22 protein-coding genes are annotated in these 22,012 nt (G+C 72.0%); 8 read left to right on the top strand and 14 right to left on the bottom strand.

Features of this window, described 5'->3' with window-relative positions; translation table 11 throughout:
* Positions 1-36 precede the first annotated feature (36 nt).
* The 7 genes from AB0N07_RS10520 to pdhA form a co-directional block, all read right to left on the bottom strand.
* Positions 37-1,017 carry an NAD(P)H-quinone oxidoreductase gene (locus AB0N07_RS10520; RefSeq protein ID WP_365833835.1) on the bottom strand — a complete coding sequence of 327 codons (981 nt, stop codon included), beginning with the start codon at positions 1,015-1,017 and terminating at the stop codon, positions 37-39.
* A gap of 87 nt (positions 1,018-1,104) precedes the next feature.
* On the bottom strand, positions 1,105-2,202 hold the full coding sequence (locus AB0N07_RS10515) for a potassium channel family protein (RefSeq protein WP_365833834.1): 1,098 nt from the start codon (positions 2,200-2,202) through the stop codon (positions 1,105-1,107).
* Positions 2,199-3,581, bottom strand: coding sequence for a molybdopterin molybdotransferase MoeA (locus AB0N07_RS10510; RefSeq protein WP_365833833.1), 1,383 nt, complete (start codon positions 3,579-3,581; stop codon positions 2,199-2,201). The genes AB0N07_RS10515 and AB0N07_RS10510 overlap by 4 nt, the downstream gene beginning before the upstream one ends.
* Positions 3,578-4,528, bottom strand: a complete 951-nt coding sequence (locus AB0N07_RS10505) for an NTP transferase domain-containing protein (protein WP_365833832.1) — start codon at positions 4,526-4,528, stop codon at positions 3,578-3,580. Before AB0N07_RS10505 ends, AB0N07_RS10510 begins: the two co-directional genes overlap by 4 nt.
* A 74-nt stretch (positions 4,529-4,602) precedes the next feature.
* Complete coding sequence (locus AB0N07_RS10500; protein ID WP_365833831.1) at positions 4,603-5,895, bottom strand: dihydrolipoamide acetyltransferase family protein; 1,293 nt, start codon at positions 5,893-5,895, stop codon at positions 4,603-4,605.
* Positions 5,895-6,899, bottom strand: a complete 1,005-nt coding sequence (locus tag AB0N07_RS10495; RefSeq protein ID WP_365833830.1) for an alpha-ketoacid dehydrogenase subunit beta — start codon at positions 6,897-6,899, stop codon at positions 5,895-5,897. The genes AB0N07_RS10500 and AB0N07_RS10495 overlap by 1 nt, the downstream gene beginning before the upstream one ends.
* A complete protein-coding gene (pdhA, locus tag AB0N07_RS10490) occupies positions 6,899-8,032 on the bottom strand; it encodes a pyruvate dehydrogenase (acetyl-transferring) E1 component subunit alpha (protein WP_365833829.1) in 1,134 nt (377 codons plus the stop codon). Before pdhA ends, AB0N07_RS10495 begins: the two co-directional genes overlap by 1 nt.
* Positions 8,033-8,221: 189 nt before the next feature.
* Here pdhA and AB0N07_RS10485 point away from each other — a divergent pair, with 189 nt between their 5' ends.
* Complete coding sequence (locus AB0N07_RS10485; RefSeq protein WP_365833922.1) at positions 8,222-8,707, top strand: Lrp/AsnC family transcriptional regulator; 486 nt, start codon at positions 8,222-8,224, stop codon at positions 8,705-8,707.
* 15 nt (positions 8,708-8,722) lie between these two features.
* Here AB0N07_RS10485 and AB0N07_RS10480 read toward each other — a convergent pair whose 3' ends face one another.
* Positions 8,723-9,313, bottom strand: coding sequence for a TetR/AcrR family transcriptional regulator (locus AB0N07_RS10480; protein WP_365833828.1), 591 nt, complete (start codon positions 9,311-9,313; stop codon positions 8,723-8,725).
* On the bottom strand, positions 9,310-10,827 hold the full coding sequence (locus AB0N07_RS10475) for a 3-hydroxyacyl-CoA dehydrogenase (protein ID WP_365833827.1): 1,518 nt from the start codon (positions 10,825-10,827) through the stop codon (positions 9,310-9,312). Before AB0N07_RS10475 ends, AB0N07_RS10480 begins: the two co-directional genes overlap by 4 nt.
* A gap of 159 nt (positions 10,828-10,986) precedes the next feature.
* Here AB0N07_RS10475 and paaN point away from each other — a divergent pair, with 159 nt between their 5' ends.
* Positions 10,987-12,690, top strand: a complete 1,704-nt coding sequence (paaN, locus tag AB0N07_RS10470; RefSeq protein WP_365833826.1) for a phenylacetic acid degradation protein PaaN — start codon at positions 10,987-10,989, stop codon at positions 12,688-12,690.
* On the opposite strand, the gene AB0N07_RS10465 is transcribed toward paaN, so the two are convergent.
* The 3 genes from AB0N07_RS10465 to AB0N07_RS10455 all read right to left on the bottom strand — a co-directional run bounded on the left by AB0N07_RS10465 (position 12,687) and on the right by AB0N07_RS10455 (position 15,659).
* Entirely contained in the window at positions 12,687-13,451 is a 765-nt protein-coding gene (locus AB0N07_RS10465) for a TrmH family RNA methyltransferase (RefSeq protein WP_365833825.1), read from the bottom strand. The genes paaN and AB0N07_RS10465 overlap by 4 nt on opposite strands.
* A 67-nt stretch (positions 13,452-13,518) precedes the next feature.
* A complete protein-coding gene (locus AB0N07_RS10460) occupies positions 13,519-14,733 on the bottom strand; it encodes an HTTM domain-containing protein (protein ID WP_365833824.1) in 1,215 nt (404 codons plus the stop codon).
* Entirely contained in the window at positions 14,730-15,659 is a 930-nt protein-coding gene (locus AB0N07_RS10455) for a DUF5819 family protein (RefSeq protein WP_365833823.1), read from the bottom strand. The genes AB0N07_RS10460 and AB0N07_RS10455 overlap by 4 nt, the downstream gene beginning before the upstream one ends.
* A 270-nt stretch (positions 15,660-15,929) precedes the next feature.
* On the opposite strand from AB0N07_RS10455, the gene paaA reads away from it, so the two are divergent.
* The 6 genes from paaA to AB0N07_RS10425 all read left to right on the top strand — a co-directional run bounded on the left by paaA (position 15,930) and on the right by AB0N07_RS10425 (position 20,763).
* Positions 15,930-16,952 carry a 1,2-phenylacetyl-CoA epoxidase subunit PaaA gene (gene paaA / locus AB0N07_RS10450; RefSeq protein WP_365833822.1) on the top strand — a complete coding sequence of 341 codons (1,023 nt, stop codon included), beginning with the start codon at positions 15,930-15,932 and terminating at the stop codon, positions 16,950-16,952.
* Positions 16,949-17,236, top strand: coding sequence for a 1,2-phenylacetyl-CoA epoxidase subunit PaaB (paaB, locus tag AB0N07_RS10445; RefSeq protein WP_057606276.1), 288 nt, complete (start codon positions 16,949-16,951; stop codon positions 17,234-17,236). Before paaA ends, paaB begins: the two co-directional genes overlap by 4 nt.
* Positions 17,233-17,952, top strand: coding sequence for a 1,2-phenylacetyl-CoA epoxidase subunit PaaC (gene paaC, locus AB0N07_RS10440; protein ID WP_365833821.1), 720 nt, complete (start codon positions 17,233-17,235; stop codon positions 17,950-17,952). Before paaB ends, paaC begins: the two co-directional genes overlap by 4 nt.
* Complete coding sequence (paaD, locus tag AB0N07_RS10435; protein WP_365833921.1) at positions 17,949-18,464, top strand: 1,2-phenylacetyl-CoA epoxidase subunit PaaD; 516 nt, start codon at positions 17,949-17,951, stop codon at positions 18,462-18,464. Before paaC ends, paaD begins: the two co-directional genes overlap by 4 nt.
* Positions 18,464-19,525 (top strand): 2Fe-2S iron-sulfur cluster-binding protein, encoded by a 1,062-nt coding sequence (locus AB0N07_RS10430; protein WP_365833820.1) that lies wholly within the window; start codon positions 18,464-18,466, stop codon positions 19,523-19,525. Before paaD ends, AB0N07_RS10430 begins: the two co-directional genes overlap by 1 nt.
* 104 nt (positions 19,526-19,629) lie before the next feature.
* Positions 19,630-20,763: an acyl-CoA dehydrogenase family protein gene (locus AB0N07_RS10425; protein WP_365833819.1), complete on the top strand. Its 1,134-nt coding sequence runs from the start codon at positions 19,630-19,632 to the stop codon at positions 20,761-20,763.
* A 15-nt stretch (positions 20,764-20,778) separates the two neighbouring features.
* On the opposite strand, the gene AB0N07_RS10420 is transcribed toward AB0N07_RS10425, so the two are convergent.
* Positions 20,779-21,108, bottom strand: coding sequence for a rhodanese-like domain-containing protein (locus tag AB0N07_RS10420; RefSeq protein ID WP_365833920.1), 330 nt, complete (start codon positions 21,106-21,108; stop codon positions 20,779-20,781).
* A gap of 74 nt (positions 21,109-21,182) precedes the next feature.
* Positions 21,183-21,974, bottom strand: a complete 792-nt coding sequence (locus AB0N07_RS10415) for a J domain-containing protein (protein WP_365833919.1) — start codon at positions 21,972-21,974, stop codon at positions 21,183-21,185.
* Positions 21,975-22,012 lie beyond the last annotated feature (38 nt).

Raw genomic sequence — 22,012 nt, 5'->3', positions numbered from 1 at the left:
TCTCTTGGATGACGACGGTCCGGAGGAGGCGGGAATTCAGGGCACGACGAGCAGCACCTTGCCCACGTGGCCGCTCTCCTCGACGACCCGGTGGGCGGCCGGTGCATCGTCCATCGGGAGTTCGCGGTCGACGACGGGGCGGACGTGGCCGGCGTCGAGCAGGGGCCACACGTGCTCGCGTACGGCCGCGACGATGGCCGCCTTCTCGGTGAGCGGCCGGGCCCGCAGCGAGGTGGCACTGACGGCGGCCCGCTTGTTCAGGAGCATGGCGATGTTCAGCTCGCCCTTGATGCCGCCCTGCATGCCGATGATCGCGAGACGGCCGTTGACGGCGAGGGCCTGGACGTTGCGGTCGAGGTACTTGGCGCCCATGTTGTCGAGGATGACGTCGGCGCCCGCGCCGTCCGTGGCCTTCTTGACCTCGGCGACGAAGTCCTGCTCCCGATAGTTGATCAGGATGTCGGCGCCCAGTGCGGCGCACTGCTGCAGCTTCTCCTCGGTGCCTGCCGTGACGGCGACCTTGGCGCCGACGGCCTTGGCGAGCTGGATGGCCATGGTGCCGATGCCGCTGGAGCCGCCGTGCACGAGCAGCGTCTCGCCGGGGCGCAGGTGGGCGACCATGAAGACGTTGGACCAGACGGTGCAGACCACCTCGGGCAGCGCGGCCGCCTGCTTCAGGTCGACGCCCTTGGGGACGGGCAGCAGCTGTCCCGCCGGGACGGCGACCTTCTCGGCGTAGCCGCCGCCCGCGAGCAGCGCGCACACCTCGTCGCCGACCGCCCAGCCGGAGACTCCGGGGCCGAGGGCTGCGACCCGGCCGGAGCACTCCAGACCGGGGTGGCGGGACGCGCCGGGCGGCGGGTCGTAGAAGCCCTGCCGCTGCAGGATGTCGGCGCGGTTGACGGCGCTGGCCACCACCTCGACCAGGACCTCGCCCTCGCCGGCCACCGGATCCGGGACCTCGTCCCACACCAGCGCCTCGGGCCCACCAGGTTCGGGAATCGTGATCGCATGCATGAAGGGGACGCTACTCCCTGCCGTCGGCGGTGCGCGGGCGTGCCGGTCCTCGGGCCGGTCACGATGCGGCGCCGCCACCCCGGGTGATCACTCCGGGCGCAGGGGCCGGACGTCGGGTGCGACCTGTGCGCCGGGCGAGGCCCGCACGATGGTGATCAGCCGGTCCGTCAACTGCAGTGTCCCGACGGCCTGATCGTCGTATCCGAGCACCCGGTGCCCGCGTACGACGCTCACGACCAGGTCCTCGGTCTCCCGCGGTGTCTTGCCCACCTCGGCCTTCACGACCGGCCGCTCGATCATGTCGAGCCCGCTGCCCTGCTGGATGAGGTCCTCCATGACCATGGCGGCCGCCGGACTGAGCACGGACAGGCCGAGCAGGCGGCCGGCCGCGCTGGCGCTGGTGATCACCGCGTCGGCGCCGGACTGCTGGAGCAGCGGGGCGTTCTCCTCCTCGCGCACCGCGGCCACGATCTTCGCCCCGCGGTTGAGCTGCCGGGCCGTCAGCGTGACCAGGACGGCCGTGTCGTCGCGCTGGGTGGCGATGATGATCTGCCGCGCCCGGTGCACCTCGGCCCGCTTCAGCACCTCGCTGCGCGTCGCGTCGCCGACCACACCGACGTAGCCCTCGGCCGTCGCCGCCTCGATCACCTTGGAGCTGGGGTCGACCACGACGACCTGCTCCTTCTTCAGTCCCGTCGCACACACGGTCTGGATGGCCGAGCGCCCCTTGGTCCCGAAGCCGACGACGACGGTGTGGTCGCGCAAGGTGGACCTCCAGCGGTTCAGTCGCCATTCCTCCCGGGTGCGTTCGGTGAGGACTTCGAGCGTGGTGCCGACCAGGATGATCAGGAAGAGCACGCGCAGCGGCGTGATGACGAAGATGTTGGTGAACCGGGCGGCGTCGCTGACCGGGGTGATGTCGCCGTATCCGGTGGTGGAGAGGGTGACGGTCGCGTAGTAGAAGGCGTCGAGCAGGTCGACCGCGCGGTCGGAGTTGTCGTTGTAGCCGTCGTGGTCGGCGTAGACGATCAGGGCGGTCGCGACCAGGACCGCCAGGGCCAGTAACAGCCGTTTGGCGACCTGGCGGATGGGCCGTTCGACCACCTTCCTCGGCAGTCTCACCCGATGGGTCACGAGATGTTCGTCTGCCTGGCGGGCTATCGCGTCATGGCCCGGCAGTTTCACGTGAAACACACCCCGATTCCGGCGGACGCCCAGGGCAGGTCGAGGAGTTCCAGCTCCTGACCCGGGCGGGCGCCGCCCGGTGGTACGACCGCGAGGGCGTCGGCCGCGGCGATGCCGCGCAGCATGGCCGGACCGTTGTAGTGCAGCGGTACGGCGCTGTCGCCGCGCAGCACGATGGGGATGAGCCGGGTGTCGTGCGGATGCCCGTGGACCCCGTCCTGGAGCGGCAGGGCGTACGGCTCCGGGGCGGGGCGTGCGGCGAGCGTGCGCAGCAGGGGTTCGGCGAGGGTGAGCAGCCCGGAGACGGCGGCGAGGGGGTTGCCGGGCAGGCCGACGAGGTGCTGGTTCTCCTTGGTGCGGGCCAGCAGCATGGGGTGGCCGGGCCGTACCTTCACACCGTCCACGAGGAGTTCGGCGCCGATGCGCTGCAGGGTCGGGTGGACGTGGTCGACGGGGCCGGAGGCGGTGCCGCCGGTGGTGACGATCAGGTCGGCCTCGGAGCCCGTGACGGCCTTGCGCAGGGCTTTTGCGTCGTCGCCGAGCCTTCGTACGGAGGTCACCTCGGCGCCCAGCGCACGCAGCCAGGGCGGCAGCATCGGGCCGAGGGCGTCCCGGATCAGGCCGTCGTGCGGCCGTCCCTCGGTGAGCAGTTCGTCGCCCAGGACGAGGACCTCGACGCGAGGGCGGGGGACGGCGGTGAGGGTGTCGTAGCCGGCGGCCGCGGCCAGGCCGAGGACGGCGGGGGTCACGAGGGCGCCGACGGGCAGGAGCTGGTCGCCGGTGCGGCACTCCTGGCCGCGGGGACGGATGTCCTGGCCGTGCTGCACCTCCCGGGTGGCGTGCAGGCGGCCCTTGTCGTCGGTGCGGCCGTGTTCGCTGCGGATCACGGCGGTGGTGTCCGGGGGGATGCGGGCGCCGGTGGCGATACGGACGGCCTCGCCGTCGGTGAGGGCTTCGGGCTCGGCGTGTCCGGCCAGGACGCCCTCGTCCCGTACGTCCCAGGGGCCGGGTCCCGCGACCGCCCAGCCGTCCATCGCCGAGGTGTCGAAGGAGGGCAGGTCGGTGAGGGCGGTGAGGGGGGCGGCCAGGGTGAGGCCGAGGGTGGCTTCGAGGGGGACCGAGACGAGGGGGCGGCGGGCGCCGGACCGGGCGGCGCGGGCGGCGGTGGACCGGGCCTCGGGCCAGGGGGTGGCCCTGTGGTGGGCGTCGGGCTTGTGCGGCACGGTGGGTTCGGCAGCCTGCGGGGCCGGCGCGGGTACGGAGTCGCCGGAGGTGCGGTGGTCGGGGGTGCGGTGGTCGGGTTCCTTCACCAGGGCGAGCACCTCCTCGACATCGAGGTCCTCGACGTCCTCGCCGGGCCGGGCGGAGCGGGCGGTCATCCGGCGTCCGGGCGGGTGTCGGGGGTGGCATCGGGAGCGACGTCGGGCTCGGCGCCCGCGGTCTTGTCCGTCTCGTCGGCCTCGTCGGCCCAGCGCAGAGCGAGTGCCTCGGCCCTGCGGGCGGCTTCGGCGACGGCGTCCGGGCCGCCGCCGGCCTGGGCGGCCGCGTAGCCGACGAGGAAGGTGGTCAGCGGCGCCGCGGGCCTGGCCACCCCGTGGGCGGCGTCGCGGGCGAGGTCGAGCAGGACACCGGTGTCGACGTCGAGGTCGATGCCGAGCTCGTCCTTGGCTGCGGAAATCCATTCATCCAACACGTGCCCATGCTCCCTGATGCGTGCCCTGGCGGCGGCGATGTCGTCCCAGGTGTCGCAGTCGAAGGAAGCGACGGGGTCCGGGACGCGGGTGAGGTGGAGTGCGGCGGTCAGCCGGCGCAGCGGCAGCCCGGTGAGGCTGCCGTGCTCGGTGGCGAGCGCGGCCAGTCCGCGGCGCAGCGCGTGCGTGCGGTAGGCGGCCACCAGGGGCTGGTCGCGGCCGTCGGCGTCGGTGAGCAGGACGCCTTCGGTGTCGCTCGCGTGCAGTGCGCCCAGCAGTCGTCGCACGGTGGCCGCCCCGAGGAACGGCAGGTCGGCGGAGAGGACCACGGTCTGCCCGGCGGTGGTGTGGTGCAGCCCGGCGCCGAGCGCGGCGAGGGGCCCCCCGCCGGGCGGCTCCTCGCGGGCCCACAGCACGGGCCGGGCGGTGGGCCTGGAGCCGGCGACGACGACGGTCGTGCGGGCGTCGGCGCAGGCGGTCAGCACCCGGTCGAGCAGCGCCCGGCCGCCGACGTGCACACCGGGCTTGTCGGCGCCGCCGAGCCGCCGGGCGGCGCCCCCGGCGAGCACGACGGCGTCGTACGCGTCGTGTGCCGGGACGGCGCCGCGGCCGCCGGAGGGCTCGTGCGAGGTCATCCACCGAGTATGCGTGCCCTCACGATCACAGGGAACGCATGGGCGTCACCCGGACCGTGCGGGCGTCCTCGTCGTCACAGTGTGCGCAGCAGGACCGCCGGCTGTTCCACGCAGTCCGCCACGTACCGCAGGAAGCCGCCTGCTGTGCCGCCGTCGCACACCCGGTGGTCGAAGGTGAGCGAGAGCTGGACGACCTGCCGTACGGCGAGCTCGCCCTCGTGCACCCACGGCTTGGGGACGATGCGGCCGACGCCGAGCATGGCCGCCTCGGGGTGGTTGATGATCGGAGTGGACCCGTCGACACCGAACACGCCGTAGTTGTTCAGCGTGAAGGTTCCACCGGTGAGTTCCCCGGGTGTGAGGCTGCCCGTGCGGGCCGCCTCGGTCAGCCGGGCCAACTCCGCGGTGAGCGCTTCGGCGTCCCGCGCGTGTGCGTCCCGTACGACCGGGACGACGAGGCCGCGCTCGGTCTGCGCGGCGAAGCCGAGGTGCACCTGGTCGAGCTGGACGACCTCCCTGGCCTCCGTGTCGACCGTGGAGTTGAGCTCGGGGAACCGGGCGAGGGCGGCCGTGCAGATGCGGGCCAGCAGGGCGAGGAGGGAGATCTTCGGCCCGCCCGCCGCGTTCATGGCGGCACGCGCGCGCATGAGTTCGGTCGCGTCGGCGTCCACCCAGCAGGTCGCGTCCGGTATCTCGCGGCGGCTGAGGGCGAGCTTGTCGGCGACGGCGCCCCGGATGCCCTTGAGGGGGATGCGGAGGCCGGTCCCGGGTGCGGCGGTGGGCGTCTGGGGCGCCACAGCGGTTTCCGCCGTCCGTCCCCGTGCCTCGGCGGCCCGCAGCGCGTACTCGACGTCGGCGCGCAGGATCAGCCCGTCGGGACCGGAACCCGTCATCTCCTTCAGGTCCAGGCCGTTCTGCCGGGCGAGCCTGCGCACCAGCGGCGAGATCACGGGAACGGGGCCGTCCGCCGTCCGGCGTGCGCCGGAGCTTGCGTTCGCCTCCCCGGGCACGGCGGGCGCCGGCTGTCCCGGCCGTACCCTCCGCCGTCGCGCGGGTGCCTGCGAAGTGCCGTATCCCACCAGCACGTTGCCCGAGCCCTCGGTCTCGCCCCCTGAAGCCGCCGGTCCGACCGCGACCGTCAACAGGGGAGCGCCGACGGGCAGTTCGGTGCCCTCCTCGCCGAAGCGGGCGGTGACCACGCCGCCGTAGGGGCAGGGCACGTCGACCAGCGCCTTGGCCGTCTCGACCTCGACGACCGGCTGGTCGACCGCGACCACGTCGCCGACCTCCACCAGCCAGCGGACGATCTCCGCCTCGGTGAGCCCCTCCCCGAGGTCCGGGAGCCTGAATTCCAACACCTGTGCCATCAGTTCTCGGCCTCCCACTGCAGACGCCCCACGGCGTCCAGGATCCGGTCCACGCCGGGCAGGTGGTGGCGCTCCAGCATCGGCGGCGGGTAGGGGATGTCGAAGCCGGCCACGCGCAGCACCGGCGCCTCCAGGTGGTGGAAGCAGCGCTCCGTGACACGGGCTGCGATCTCACCGCCCGGGCCGCCGAACCCGCCCGACTCGTGTACGACGACCGCGCGCCCGGTCCGTCGTACCGAGGCGCAGACCGTCTCGTCGTCGAACGGCACCAGTGAGCGCAGGTCGACGACTTCGAGGTCCCAGCCCTCGGCCTGCGCGGCCTCGGCGGCTTCGAGGCAGACGGGCACGGACGGCCCGTAGGTGACGAGCGTGGCGCTGCGGCCGGAGCGCCGCACCACCGCGCGGCCTATCGGTTCAACGTCCGTCGGGTGCTCCGGGTTCCAGGAGTCCTTGGACCAGTACAGGCGCTTGGGTTCGAGGAAGACGACCGGGTCGTCGGAGGCGATGGCGGCGCGCAGCAGGCCGTAGGCGTCGGCGACGGTGGCGGGCGTGACGACGTGGAGCCCCGGAGTCGCCATGTAGTACGCCTCGGAGGAGTCGCTGTGGTGTTCGACGCCGCCGATTCCGCCGCCGTAGGGGACGCGGATGGTGAGCGGGAGGGTCATGGCGCCGCGGGTGCGGTTGCGCATGCGTGAGACGTGCGAGATCAGCTGCTCGAACGCCGGGTAGGCGAACGCGTCGAACTGCATCTCCACGACCGGGCGCAGGCCGTACATCGCCATGCCGACCGCGGTGCCGAGGATGCCGGCCTCGGCCAGCGGGGTGTCCGTGCAGCGGTCCTCGCCGAACTCCTTGGCGAGACCGTCGGTGACGCGGAAGACACCACCGAGGGTGCCGACGTCCTCACCCATGACGTGCACGGTGGGGTCGGCGGCCATGGCGTCGCGCAGTGCGCGCGTGAGCGCCTGCGCCATGGTGGCCGGCTTGAGGGCGACGGTGGTCATCAGTGCCCGCCTTCCTGTTCCGCGTGCCGCTCCGCCTGCAACTGGGCCCGCTGTTCGCGCAGTTGCCCGGTGGGCTCGGCGTACACGTGGGCGAACAGGTCCATCGGGTCGAGGACCGGGTCCTGGTTCATGCGCTCGCGCAGGTCGGCGGCCATGGTCTCGGCGTCGTCGCGCGCGGACCGTATGGCGTCCTCGTCGAGCAGGCCGCGCTCGGTCAGCTCGTGCTCCAGGAGGGCGATGGGGTCGTGGGCGCGCCAGGCCTCGACCTCGGTGTCGCCGCGGTAGCGGGTCGCGTCGTCGGCGTTGGTGTGGGCGTCGATGCGGTAGGTGATCGCCTCGATCAGCGTGGGGCCGCCGCCCTCGCGGGCGCGGCGCACGGCATCGGTGAGGACCTCGTGCACGGCGGCCGCGTCGTTGCCGTCGACCAGGCGGCCGGGCATGCCGTAGCCGACGGCCTTGTGGGCCAGCGACGGGGCCGCGGTCTGCTTGGCCAGCGGAACGGAGATGGCGAAGCCGTTGTTCTGGACCAGGAAGACCACCGGGGCCTGCCAGACGGCGGCGAAGTTCAGCGCCTCGTGGAAGTCGCCCTCGCTGGAGCCGCCGTCGCCGACCATGGCGAGCGCGACCACGTCGTCACCCTTGAGCCGGGCGGCGTGCGCGAGACCCACGGCGTGCGGCAGCTGGGTGGCGAGGGGGGTGCACAGGGGGGCCACGCGGTGCTCGTGCGGGTCGTAGCCGGTGTGCCAGTCGCCACGCAGCAGGGTGAGCGCCTGGACGGGGTCCAGGCCGCGGGCGACGGCGGCGAGCGTGTCGCGGTAGCTGGGGAAGAGCCAGTCTCGGTCCTGCAGCGCGAGCGCGGCGGCGACCTGGCAGGCCTCCTGGCCGGTGCTGGAAGGGTAGACGGCGAGGCGGCCCTGCTTGGTGAGGGCGGTCGCCTGCACGTTGTACCTGCGGCCGCGCACCAGCTCGGCGTACAGGCGGCGCAGCAGGGCCGGGTCGGCCTTCGCGGCGGCCTCGGTGCCGAGGACGCGGTAGGGCTCCGCGTCGGGCAGCAGCGGCGCGGGGTCCGTGCGGGGCTGCCAGGCGGGGGGCGGCGATGGCCGATACCCGCCCCGCTGCTCCATGACCGTCATGACGGCACCTCCTCGTGGGAGCGGCTTCAGGCGCGCCACGGGTGTGATGCGCCTCACCTACCGATTGTTCGGTCGTCGGCACATTTTGGCTACAGGCACCTCCAGGCTGTGGACAAACGGTTCTCCACAACCTGAAATGAACGCAGTACGTCCATGGTAGGGAGGCGGGGGGACATGGCACCTGAACAAATGGCCGAAGGGCCGGAAGGTGGAAGTCCCCTACCGCTCCCGCGTCCGCTCGACGCCATCGATCTGGACATTCTCCAGATGCTCCAGGCGGACGGCCGCGCATCCATAAGGTCGGTCGCGGAACGGGTGCACGTCTCACGGGCCAACGCCTACGCCCGTATCAACCGTCTCATCGACGACGGTGTCATCCGTGGCTTCGGGGCCCGTGTCAACCATGAGCGCGCAGGTCAGGGCACCTCGGCGTACATCACCCTGAAGATCGTCCAGAACTCCTGGCGCACGGTGCGCGAGCAGCTCAGACAGCTGCCCGGGGCCTCACACATCGCCCTGGTGGGCGGCGACTTCGACGTGCTGCTGCTGGTGCACACACCGGACAACAAGGCACTGCGCGAACTGGTGCTCACCCGCCTCCAGGCCATGCCCGAAGTGCTCAGCACCCGCACACTGCTGGTGTTCGAGGAGGAGGACCTGGAGCCGCAGGGCTGAGCCCTGCGAGGCGTCTCAGACCTCGTTGCGGAGCCCTCCGAAGACCAGCTGCACGACTGCGTCGGCCACTTCGCGCTCGCTCATGCCGCGCCCGTCGGGCCGGTACCACTCGACGATCGAGTTGATCATCCCGAAGACGAGCCTGGTGGCGAGCCGCACCTCCACGTCACCGCGTACGTCCCCGTCGGCGGCCGCCGCCTTCAGCAGCTCGGCCACCTGGTGGTCGAAGTCGCGGCGACGCTCCAGGGCCCACCGCTCGGTGCCCGTGTTGCCGCGCACCCTCAGCAGCAGCGTCACATACGGCAGTTCGCCGATCAGCACCTCGACCATGCGCCGCACGACGTACTCGAGGCGGTCGGCGGCGCGCCCCACGCGCGCGTGCTCCTCGTCGAGGATCCCGAAGAGCCCGTCGAGCGCCCGGCTGACGGCCCGGCGCAGCAGCTCCTCCTTTCCGGCCACATGGTGGTAGATCGACGACTTGGAGATGCCGGCCGCCTTGGAGAGGTGCTCCATGGACGTGCCGTCGTAGCCGCGCTCGTTGAAGACCTGGACGGCGACGGACAGCAGCGTCTCCGGGGTGTACGTGTCGCGCTTGGCGGTGGTCATGACTGGCTGCCCTCCCGCTTGTCGGAGGCGTACGCGTGCCGGTACAGCGCGAGGGAGGGCGCATAGCGCCCGGAAGGATCGCGCAGATGCAGGTCGTCGAGGAGGGCGTACGCCCAGTTGCGGCCAAGCCTGCGGCTCCACTCGAAGGGCCCGAGGGGGTAGTTGACGCCCAGACGCATCGCGGTGTCGATGTCCTCCTCGGTGGCCACACCCTTGGCGACGGCGTCGTGCGCCAGGTCGACGATCCGGGCGACCGTGCGGGCGACGATCATGCCCGGGACGTCACCGATGACGCTGACGTCCTTGCCGAGCGCCTGGAAGAGGCCGGTGGCCTCGGCGAGGGTCTGCGCCGAGGTGTCCTGGGACGCGGACAGGGCGATGCGGGTGGCCCTGCGGTAGTCCAGGGCGAGGTCGAAGTAGACGACGTCGCGGAACTCGACGGAGGTCTGGCCGTCGGCGAGCGCCAGCTGGCCGCCGCTCGGCAGCACCAGGCGGGTGCCGTGGTCCTCTTCCTCCTCGCGCACGGCGATGCCCGCCTCGCGGATCAGCGGGAGCAGCTCGGAGGCGGGGCCCAGGTCGCCCTCGACGACGACGTACGCGGGCTGCTGTGCGGGCTCCGCGGTGTGCGGCTCGGGGCGCTCGGCGTCGTCCCCGTACTCGTACCAGCCCTGACCGCTCTTGCGGCCGAGCCGGCCCGACTCGACCAGGCGCTGCTGGGCGAGCGAGGGCGTGAAGCGCACGTCCTGGAAGAAGGAGCGCCACACGGAGCGGGTGACGGACTCGTTGACGTCCTGTCCGATGAGGTCGGTCAGCTCGAAGGCGCCCATCCTGAAGCCGCCCGACTCGCGCAGGACCGCGTCGATGGTGGCGGGGTCGGCGCCCTGGGCCTCGTACACGGCGAAGGCCTCGGCGTAGAAGGGCCGGGCGATGCGGTTGACGATGAAGCCGGGCGTGTCGGCGCAGGCGACCGGTGTCTTGCCCCAGGCGCGCGCCATCTCGTACGCGCGCGTGGCCGACGAGACGTCGGTGGCGAACCCGGAGACGACCTCGACGAGGGGCAGCAGCGGCGCGGGGTTGAAGAAGTGCAGGCCGACGAAGCGCCCGGGGTGGCGCAGGGCCCCGCCGATGGCGGTGACGGACAGGGAGGAGGTGTTGGTCGCGAGCAGACAGTCCTCGGCGACGATGTCCTCCAGCTCACGCAGCAGGGCCTGCTTGGCGTCCAGTTGCTCCAGGACGGCCTCGACGACCAGGGAGCAGTCGGCGAGCTCGGTCAGGCTCTCGGCGGGCAGCAGCCGCTCGCGTGCCGCGTCCCGGTCGGCGGCCGTGAGCCGGTCCTTCTCGACGAGCCGGTCGAGGCGGGCGCCGATCGCCGCGGCCGCTTGCGAGGCACGCCCGGCAGCGGCGTCGTACAGCCGTACGCGGTGGCCTGCGACCAGCGCGACCTGGGCGATGCCCTGGCCCATGGTGCCGGTGCCGACGACGGCCACGGGGCTGCTGAGGTCGAGTGCTGTCATGTGCGCGATCCTCCCGCACGGGGTTTTCCACAGATGCGGCAGGCCCCCTTGTCCCGACCGATCGTTCGGTTACTCTAACTCTGACCGGCTGTTCCTGCCCATGTTTCTGCCAGGTCATGAGCTCGACGAAGAGTTCTCAAGACGAGGAGTTGGTCCCGCATGGCCGCCGAACTGACCACCCGCGACCTGATCGCCAAGCACCGGCCCACCCTCGACCAGGCGCTGGAAGCGATCCGCACGCGCGCGTACTGGTCCCCGCACCCCGAACACCCCAAGGCCTACGGCGAGAACGGCAGCCTCGACGCGGCCGCGGGCAAGGCCGCCTTCGACGCCCTGCTGGGCACCCGCCTCGACCTCGGCCAGCCCGGCACGGACGACTGGGTGGGTGCCGAGGTCTCGCCGTACGGCATCGAACTGGGCGTGACCTATCCGCACGCGGACGTCGACGAGCTGCTGCCCGCCATGAAGGCCGGACAGCGCGCGTGGCGCGACGCCGGCGCGGAGGCGCGCGCGGTGGTGTGTCTGGAGATCCTGAAGCGGATCAGCGACCGGACGCACGAGTTCGCGCACGCGGTCATGCACACCTCCGGCCAGGCCTTCATGATGGCGTTCCAGGCGGGCGGGCCGCACGCCCAGGACCGCGGTCTGGAGGCGGTGGCGTACGCGTACGTGGAGCAGGTCCGCACCCCCGACACCGCGGAGTGGAGCAAGCCCCAGGGCAAGCGCGACCCGCTGGCGCTCAACAAGCAGTTCACCGCGGTTCCGCGCGGGGTCGCGCTGGTGATCGGCTGCAACACCTTCCCGACGTGGAACGGCTATCCGGGCCTGTTCGCGTCCCTCGCCACCGGCAACGCGGTCCTGGTGAAGCCCCACCCGCGCGCGGTGCTGCCGCTCGCGCTCACCGTGCAGGTCGCGCGCCAGGTCCTCGCCGAGGCGGGCTTCGACCCGAACCTGGTGGCGCTGGCCGCCGAGCAGGCCGGCGAGGGCATCGCGAAGACGCTGGCCACGCGCCCGGAGATCCGGATCATCGACTACACGGGCTCGACGGCGTTCGGCGACTGGCTGGAGGCCAACGCCCGCCAGGCGCAGGTCTACACGGAGAAGGCCGGCGTCAACACGGTGCTGATCGACTCCACTGCGAACTACAAGGGAATGCTCTCCAACCTGGCCTTCTCGCTGTCCCTGTACAGCGGCCAGATGTGCACGACTCCGCAGAACCTGCTGATCCCCCGTGACGGCATCCGCACCGACGAGGGCCCCAGGACCTTCGACGAGGTGGTCGCCGACCTCGCCCGCTCGGTCGACGGCCTCCTGGGCGACGACGCGCGCGCGAACGCCCTGCTCGGCGCGATCGTCAACCCGGACGTGAAGGCCCGCCTGGGGGCGGCCGCCGGTCTCGGCGAAGTCGCCCTGGCCTCCAGGGAGATCAGCAACCCGGAGTTCCCGGGCGCGGTGGTGCGCACGCCGGTGATCGTGAAGCTGGACGGCGCGCGGAAATATTGGGAGGGGGACGACGAGGCCGCGTACATGAGCGAGTGCTTCGGCCCGGTCTCCTTCGCCGTCGCGGTCGACTCGGCCGCGGAGGGCGCGGAGCTGTTGCGCCGCACCATCCGGGAGAAGGGCGCGATGACGGTCGGCGCATACACGACCGACGAGGAGGTCGAGCAGACGGTCCAGGAGGTCTGCCTGGAGGAGGCCGCCCAGCTGTCCCTGAACCTCACGGGCGGCGTGTACGTCAACCAGACGGCCGCGTTCTCGGACTTCCACGGCTCGGGCGGCAACCCGGCGGCCAACTCGGCGCTGTGCGACGGGGCGTTCGTCGCGAACCGGTTCCGGGTGGTCGAGGTGCGCCGCGAGGCCTAGGAACTGAGCGCGCCCCCGGTGGCGCTCCAGTGGTACAGCGTCATGGCCACACTGGTCGCGAGGTTGTAGCTGGAGACCTGGGGGCGCATCGGCAGCGACAGCAAGTGGTCGGTACGCGCGCGAAGTTCGCCGGACAGGCCGCTGCGCTCGGAGCCGAACGTGAGGACGGCGTCGTCCGGGAGCTTGACGCCCCGGATGTCGTCGCCCTCCGGGTCCAGGGCGAACAGCGGTCCCGCCGGCAGTTCGTCGACCGCCAGTCGTTCCACGGCGGTCGCGAAGTGCAGCCCCGCGCCGCCGCGCACCACCGTGGGGTGCCATGGGTCGAGAGTGCCGGTGGTGACCACACCGGTCGCACCGAAACCGGCGGCCAGACGGATCACGGCGCCCGCGTTGCCGAGGTTGCGCGGGTTGTCGAGGACCACGACGGGGGCCGTGCGCGGGATGTGCGCGAGCTTCTCCAGATTGGCCGTACGGGACGGTCGTACGGCCAAGGCGGCGACGGCGGTGGGATGCGGACGCGGCACCAGGCTCCGGTACGTCGGCTCAGGCACCTCGGTGAGGAGGCCGGCCAGCGCATCCCGCACATCGGGGGCGAGTTCCTCGGCGAGGGCGAGCGCCGCCCGCCGGTCGGCGGTGACCGCCACGGGGACCTCGGCTCCGAAACGCACGGCGTGCTTGAGGGCGTGGAAACCGTCGAGCAGCACACAGGTGCCGGCGATCCGGCGCCAGGCGGTCACGGGGTCGGGGGCGGGTTCGGTCATGGCGTGCAGCCTACGTGCGCGCGGGACCGCAGCTCACGCCCCGCGGCACGTGCGCATGGGCGCAGGCTCACGCCGTGGAGCCCACATGTGTGGGCTCGGGGCTCTCCGGGGCGCGCGGCCGGGACGGCGTCGCACGGCCGGTGCGGGCGAGGACGCGGCCACGCGCGCGTGCCGCCCAGCCGCCGAGGCGGTGCAGCAGCGATGTCGGCAGGAAGACGGCATCCGTCGCGATCATCGCCAGCGAGAAGAACGGCAGCCCGAGGACGACGGCGATCACGGCGTGCTCGGTCATCATGACCGCCAGCAGGACGTTCTTGACTCGCCGGTTGAACAGCGTGAACGGGAAGGCGACCTGCACGATCACCGTCCCGTACGTCACGAGCATCACCATCGTGCCGCTCGACGACAGCAGGTCGGCAAGCCCTGGCCAGGGCGAGAAGTAGTCGAGGTGGAGGGGGTAGTAGACCGCTGTGCCGTCCTGCCAGCGCGTGCCTTGGATCTTGTACCAGCCGGCCGTCGCGTAGATCAGACAGGCCTCCGTCGTGATCACGAAGAGGGCGGCGTTGTGCACGATGTTCGCGACGACGTCCAGCAGGATCCTCGGCTCCCCGCTCTTCGCCCGGCGCCCGACCAGCCACCACACGGCCTGCCCGACCCAGACGCCCCACAGGATCACCGGAACGGTCAGATCGGCGCCGCCGAACCGCCCGCCGGCCGTCACCGCGATCAGCGAGAACCCGAGCACAACCCACAGCGCCGGGCCGACCCGGTCGGACACCTGCTCTCCACGCGCGCGTGCCCGACGCGCACGCTCTGCCCGCCGTGCGTCCAGCGACCAGACCTGGCCACAGCGCGTGAACACGAGGTAGACGGACATCAGGTGCAGGACGTTGTCGCCCCCGTCCCCCATGAACACGCTGCGGTTCTGCAGCGAGAGCACCCCGATCATGAACAGCACGGACATGGTGCGGGTGCGCCAGCCGAGCAGCAGCAGGACGCTCGAGAGGGCGCCGAGCGCGTAGACGAACTCGAACCAGCCCCGGCCGTCCGACCACATGAGAGCCGTGAAGGCACTGTTGGACGCGATCAGCTGCTGGGCGAGGTCCCAGCTCCACGGACTGCCGGGGCCGTACAGCTCCTCACGGTGGGGAAACTCGCGCAGCAGGAACAGCAGCCAGGTCGTGCTGAAGCCGATGCGGATCACTGCGGACTGGTAGGGGCCGAGCGCCGATTCGGTGATGCGGGCGATGGCGGAGGAGACCGAGAGGGCGAAGCGGTTCACCGGGCGCCTCCGTCGGTGTCGGCGGCCGTGACCGGCCACCAGGGCAGCACGCGGTCCATGGGTTTGTCGGAGATCTTCTCGGTGCTCCATTTCGGCGGGGGCACGTTGGTGGTACGGGAACGGACCTGCACCTGATCGATGGCCCCGCCCTTCCCGGCCGCGTCGTCGCGGCGCAGGCGGAGCACCACTATGCGCCGCAGATAGGTCTCGGACAGAGCGCCGCGCAGCCCCGCCGGACGGTTGTTGCCGTCGTGCGTGGAGACGAAGAAGTCCCAGGCCCGGCGCAGCTCGTTCTGCTCGGTGTGGCTGGGCAGCAGATTGCCGTGGATGGCCTGCCCGTCCTCCGCGGACAGGTCGTACCAGCCGGTGGTCCGCACGTCGCCGTTCTTCTCCTGCACCTCGGCGCGCACCTGGACGGCGATGTTCTGCTGCAGCGGGTTCGGTGCGAACAGCTTCCAGTTCTGCTCGAACTCCGGGTAGATCCAGTCGTCGATCGCCTTGCCGTGCGCCTTGGTCAGCGTATTCGACGGCGCGACGTGCAGAAAGACCATCCCGACATGCACACAGACGAGGACGGCGACGACAGCGAGCGCCAGCGCGGCGCCGATCTGGTAGCGCGGGGAGAGAGCGGCCACCCCGGTACGGGGTTCGGCGTACGGGCCGGGCGCCGGAGTCACCGAGAAGGCCAGGCCGCCGGATTCGAGCACGGCGGCGTCCGTCGAGGCGTCCTGCGGGTCGTCCAGCGGGTACGGGCCCGCCGGCTCGGGCGGGCTGTCCTGCGCAGGCGGGCCGTCCAGCGCGGACGATCCGTCCGGTTCGGGCGGCCCCACCGGCCCGGGCGGAGCATCCGGCTCGGGCGCACCGCCCGACCTGCCCGGCCCGTCCAGCCCCTGCCGGGCGTCCGAGTCTGTGCCGTACGCGTCCATTCCGCCCCGTCTCCCAATCCGCCACCGCACTCGCCATGCGCCACCGCACTCGCAGGGGCACGGTACTCAGGCCCCCCCGCCCGGCACAGCCCCTGTCGGACCGAGCTCGTCGCGGCATACGCGAGGTCGCCCCACTTGTCCACAGGACAGGGGCGACAAGTTATCCACAGCGGTTGACACCTTACGGCGCCCGTCCCACCATGGAATCGCACGAACCGAACGATCGGTCGGGAGCCAGCTCCGGACAGAGCCCAGGTCGAGGGGGACCGCATGGCGACAGCAGCCGCGCACCAGGCGTACGGCACTGCGGAAGACACCGGCGGCACCGGTGCGTACGAGCGCGCCTTCGACGCCGCCGTGGCCGCCGACGAGCGCATCGAGCCGCGCGACTGGATGCCCGACGCCTATCGGGCGACGCTGGTCCGGCAGATGGCGCAGCACGCCCACTCCGAGATCATCGGCATGCAGCCGGAGGCCAACTGGATCACCCGCGCGCCCTCCCTGCGCCGCAAAGCGATCCTGATGGCCAAGGTCCAGGACGAGGCCGGACACGGGCTCTACCTGTACAGCGCGGCCGAGACCCTCGGCACCGGCCGCGACGAACTGCTCGACAAGCTCCACTCCGGCCGCCAGAAGTACTCCTCGATCTTCAACTACCCGACGCTGACCTGGGCGGACGTCGGCGCGATCGGCTGGCTGGTGGACGGCGCCGCGATCACCAACCAGGTCCCGCTGTGCCGCTGCTCCTACGGCCCGTACGCACGCGCGATGGTCCGCATCTGCAAGGAGGAGTCCTTCCACCAGCGCCAGGGGTACGAGCTGCTGCTGGCCCTCGGCCGCGGCACTCCGGAGCAGCGGGAGATGGCGCAGGACGCGGTGAACCGCTGGTGGTGGCCGTCCCTGATGATGTTCGGTCCGCCCGACGACGAGTCGGCGCACTCCGCGCAGTCGATGACATGGAAGATCAAGCGGCATTCGAACGACGAGCTGCGCCAGCGCTTCGTCGACATCTGCGTCCCCCAGGCCGAGTCGCTGGGCCTCACCCTCCCCGACCCGGACCTGAAGTGGAACGAGGAGCGGGGGCACTACGACTTCGGCGCGATCGACTGGACGGAGTTCAAAGAGGTCCTCAAGGGCAACGGCCCGTGCAATGAGCAGCGGCTCACCCAGCGCAGGCGCGCACACGAGGAAGGTGCGTGGGTGCGGGAGTCGGCCGCGGCCTACGCGGCCAAACACACGAGCGGGACCCGTGGGAGCAACAAGCCCGGCGAGATGGGAGCGACGCGAGCATGACGAACACCGACTGGCCCCTGTGGGAGGTCTTCGTGCGCTCACGCCGCGGCCTCTCGCACACCCACGCCGGCAGCCTGCACGCGCCGGACGCGGAGTTCGCCCTGCGCAACGCCCGCGACCTGTACACCCGCCGCGGTGAGGGCGTCTCGATCTGGGTCGTCCCGTCGTCCGCGATCACCGCGTCCTCCCCGGACGAGAAGGACCCGTTCTTCGAGCCGGCCGCCGACAAGCCGTACCGGCACCCGACGTTCTACGAGATCCCGGAGGGGGTGAAGCACCTGTGACCACGACCGTCCCTGTGACCGCCGCCCTCGCCCTCGGCGACGACGCCCTGGTGCTCTCGCACCGCCTCGGCGAATGGGCGGGGCATGCCCCCGTTCTGGAGGAGGAGGTCGCCCTCGCCAACATCGCGCTGGACCTGCTGGGCCAGGCCCGCGTGCTGCTGTCGACGGTGGGCGACGAGGACGAGCTGGCGTATCTGCGCGAGGAGCGCGCCTTCCGCAACCTCCAGCTGGTGGAACAGCCGAACGGCGACTTCGCCCACACCATCGCCCGCCAGCTCTACTTCTCCACCTACCAGCACCTGTTGTACGCCGAACTGGCCGCCGCGGACGGCCCGTTCGCAGGCCTTGCCGCAAAGGCCGTCAAGGAGGTCGCCTACCACCGCGACCACGCCGAGCAGTGGACCCTGCGACTCGGCGACGGCACGGAGACCGGCCACGAGCGCATGCAGCGCGCATGCACGGCCCTGTGGCGGTTCACCGGGGAGATGTTCCAGTCGGTGGAGGGCCTGGACGTAGACCTGGCGGGGATGGAGACGGCCTGGCTGGAGTCCGTCGGGGCTGTGCTGCACCGCGCGACCCTGACGGTCCCCGAGGGGCCGCGCGCCGGGGCGTGGACGGCCGGCGCGGGCCGTCAGGGCGTGCACACCGAGTCCTTCGGGCGGATGCTCGCCGAGATGCAGCACCTGCACCGCAGCCACCCGGGAGCGTCATGGTGACGACGACCACCGCTCTGGAGTCCGAACTTCTCGAGATCGCCGGTTCGGTGCCCGACCCCGAACTGCCCGTGCTCACCCTCCAGGAGCTCGGCGTCCTGCGCGCGGTGCATGTGCGCGGCGCGGACTCGGTCGAGGTCGAACTGACGCCGACCTACACCGGCTGCCCCGCCATCGAGGCGATGTCCCTGGACATCGAGCGAGTACTGCACGCGCACGGCATACGGGACGTCACCGTCCGCACGGTGCTGCGGCCCGCCTGGTCGACGGACGACATCACCGCCGAAGGGCGGCGCAAACTGCGGGAGTTCGGGATAGCTCCCCCGCGTATGCGAGAGGCCTCCGGGCCGGTCCCCGTGTCCCTGGGCCCGACCCGCACGCTGGAGCCGGTGCGCTGCCCGCACTGCGGCAGCACCGACACCGAGCTGCTCAGCCGCTTCTCCTCCACCGCCTGCAAGGCGCTGCGGCGCTGTCTGTCCTGCCGGGAACCCTTCGACCACTTCAAGGAGCTGTGATGGCCCGCTTCCACACGCTCCGGGTGGCAGCGGTCGACCGGCTCACCGACGACTCCGTGGCCCTCACCCTCAAGGTGCCCGAGGAACTGCTCGAGGAGTACCGGCACGCCCCGGGCCAGCACCTCGCCCTGCGGCGCCAGGCCGACGGTGAGGAGATACGGCGGACGTACTCGATCTGCTCCCCGGCACCGGCCCCCGACGCTGCGGGCCCCGACACCCTGCGGGTCGGCGTGCGGCTGGTCGAGGGCGGAGCCTTCTCGACGTACGCGCTCAAGGAGATCAACGTCGGCGACGAGCTGGAGGTGATGACCCCGGCCGGCCGCTTCACCCTCGACCCCGCGCCAGGCCTGTACGCGGCGATCGTCGGCGGCAGCGGCATCACCCCGGTGCTGTCGATCGTCTCGACGCTGCTGGCGCGCGAGCCGGAGGCCCGGTTCTGTCTGATACGCAGCGACCGCACGGCCGCTTCGACGATGTTCCTGGACGAGGTCGCCGATCTCAAAGACCGGTATCCGGGGCGGCTGCAGCTGGTGACGGTGCTGTCCCGGGAGGAACAGCAGGCGGGGCTGCCGTCCGGGCGCCTCGACCAGGAGCGGCTGACGGAGCTGCTTCCGGCACTGCTGCCGGTGGGACAGGTGGCGGGATGGTTCCTGTGCGGGCCGTTCGGGCTGGTCCAAGGCGCCGAGCGGGCCCTGCGGGGGCTCGGTGTGACGCGCACGCGCATCCACGAGGAGATCTTCCACGTGGACGCCGCCGCCCCCGCGCCGGCCGCGACCGTCCCCGCGCACAGCACGGTCACCGCCCGGCTCGACGGCCGCGGCGGGACCTGGCCCGTGCAGGACGGCGAGTCCCTGCTGGAGACGGTCCTGCGCAACCGGCCCGACGCGCCCTATGCCTGCAAGGGCGGAGTGTGCGGCACCTGCCGGGCCTTCCTGGTGACCGGCGAGGTGCGCATGGACCGCAACTTCGCGCTGGAACCGGAGGAGACGGAGGCGGGATACGTGCTGGCGTGCCAGTCGCATCCGGTGACGGAGAAGGTGGAGCTGGACTTCGACCGCTGAACCCACGGCCACGGTTCCGGAGTCGGCGCACCGTTCCCTTCTTCTAGAACCTGTTCTATCTTGACGGTCCGTCAGATCAGCGGACCCTCCGGAGGGACAGGACCGTGGACTTCACCTTCACCGAGGAGCAGCAGGCGGCGGCCGAGGCGGCACGGGGGGTGTTCGCCGGGGTCGCACCGGACACCGTGCCCAGCCCCTCCCTCGTCCCCGGCGCCGTGGCCGACGACTTCGACCGCGCACTGTGGACCAGACTCGCCGAGGCGGACCTGCTGAGCCTGCTGCTCGGCACGGAGTTCGGCGGGGCGGGCCTGGACGCCATCGCCCTGTGCCTGGTGCTGCGGGAGTCGGCCAAGGTGCTGGCGCGCGTTCCGCTGCTGGAGACCAGCGCGGCCGCCGCGGCCGTACAGGCCTACGGTGGCGAGGAGTTGAAGTCGGCGCTGCTCACCCGCGCGGGGCGCGGCGAGGCGGTGCTGACCGTCGCCGTGAACGGCCGCACCGGCCACGACCCGGCCGAACTCGCCGTGACCGCACGGCAGGAGGGCGACCAGTGGATCCTGGACGGGGTGCAGACCGCCGTGCCGTGGGCGCACACCGCCGATTTCGTCGTCGTGCCCGCCCATACGACCGCCGACCGCACCCTCCTCGCCGTGGTCCCCCGCATCCACCGAGGCGTCGGGCTGGACGAGCAGGTCTCCACCACCGGCGAACGACTCGGCGAACTGCATCTGGAGTCCGCACGGGTCCCGGCCCGTGACGTCATCGACGCCCACGGTGCATGGGATTGGCTGCGCGAACTGCTGACCACCGGGACCTGCGCACTGGCCCTCGGCCTCGGCGAACGGGCCCTCGCGATGACCAGTGAATACACCGGCAAACGCGAGCAGTTCGGATACCCCGTCGCCACGTTCCAGGCCGTCGCCGTGCAGGCCGCCGACCGGTACATCGACCTGCGGGCGATGGAGGCCACGCTGTGGCAGGCCGCGTGGCGGATCGCCTCGGGGGCGCCCGGCGTACTGCCCGCCTCCGGTGACGTCGCCGTCGCCAAGATCTGGGCGTCTGAGGGCGTGCGGCGGGTCGTGCAGACGGCACAGCATCTGCACGGCGGGTTCGGGGCGGACGTCGAGTACCCGCTGCACCGCTACCACGCCTGGGCCAAGCACCTGGAACTGCAGCTCGGCCCGTCGGCAGCGCACGAGGAGGCCCTCGGTGACCTGCTGGCGGCGCACCCGCTGGGCTGACCGGCCCGCCGCGAGCTACAGGACGAACCCGGGCTGCCCCTCGTCCGTCACGACCGGGCGGCCCGTGGCCGCCCACACCTGCATGCCGCCGTCGACGTTCACGGCGTCGATGCCCTGCTGCACGAGGTACATCGCGACCTGCGCCGAGCGGCCGCCGGAGCGGCAGATCACGTTGACGCGACCGTCCTGCGGCGCGGCCTCGGTCAGCTCGCCGTAACGGGCGACGAAATCACTGATGGGGATGTGCAGTGCCCCTTCGGCGTGACCCGCCTGCCACTCGTCGTCCTCGCGGACGTCCAGCAGGAAGTCGCCGTCCTTGAGGTCCGAGACCTCGACCGTGGGCACACCAGCTCCGAAATGCATGCCCAAGACGCTACCCGACGCGGCCGGGCACGGAACCGGCCGCCCGAGCCGCGGGGCTACCCCAGCAGCTCGGCCAGCTCCGCCTCGCGCCGGGAGACATCGGCCAGGAGCTTCTCGGCGATCTCCTCCAACAGCCGGTCCGGATCGTCCGGTGCCAGCCGCAGCATCGCGCCGATCGCGCTCTCCTCCAGTTCCTTGGCGACCAGCGAGAGCAGTTCCTTGCGCTGGGCGAGCCATTCGAGGCGGGCGTAGAGCTCCTCGGCGCGGCTCGGACCGCGCTCCTGAGGCGCCGGTCCCTTGGCCCACTCCTCGGCCAGCTCCCGCAGCAGGGTCTCGTCGCCGCGGGCGTAGGCGGCGTTGACGCGGGTGATGAACTCCTCGCGCCGGGCCCGCTCGGTGTCGTCCTGGGCCAGGTCGGGGTGGGCCTTGCGGGCCAGTTCGCGGTAGAGCTTGCGGGCCTCGTCGCTGGGGCGCACCCGCTGTGGGGGCCGCACGGGCTGGTCCGTGAGCATCGCCACGGCCTCCGGGAAGAGCCCCTCCCCGTCCATCCAGCCGTGGAACAGCTCCTCGACGCCGGGCATCGGCAGCACCCGGGCCCGCGCCTCGTCCGCCTTGCGACGGTCCTCGGGGTCGCCGGTGCGGGCCGCCCGGGCCTCGGCGATCTCCGCGTCCAGCTCGTCCAGGCGGGCGTACATCGGGCCGAGCTTCTGGTGGTGCAGCCGGGAGAAGTTCTCGACCTCCACACGGAAGGTCTCGACAGCGATCTCGTACTCGATCAGCGCCTGCTCGGCGGCCCGCACGGCCCGCTCCAGCCGCTCCTCGGGACGCGGCGCACCGTCCTGGGGCATCGCCTCGGCCTCGCCGGCGACACCACCCTGCTCAGCTT

Source organism: Streptomyces sp. NPDC051172 (assembly GCF_040682555.1).
GTDB lineage: Bacteria > Actinomycetota > Actinomycetes > Streptomycetales > Streptomycetaceae > Streptomyces.
The sequence above is the reverse complement of the archived record's forward strand: the minus strand, read 5'-3'. Positions and strand labels throughout refer to the sequence as shown.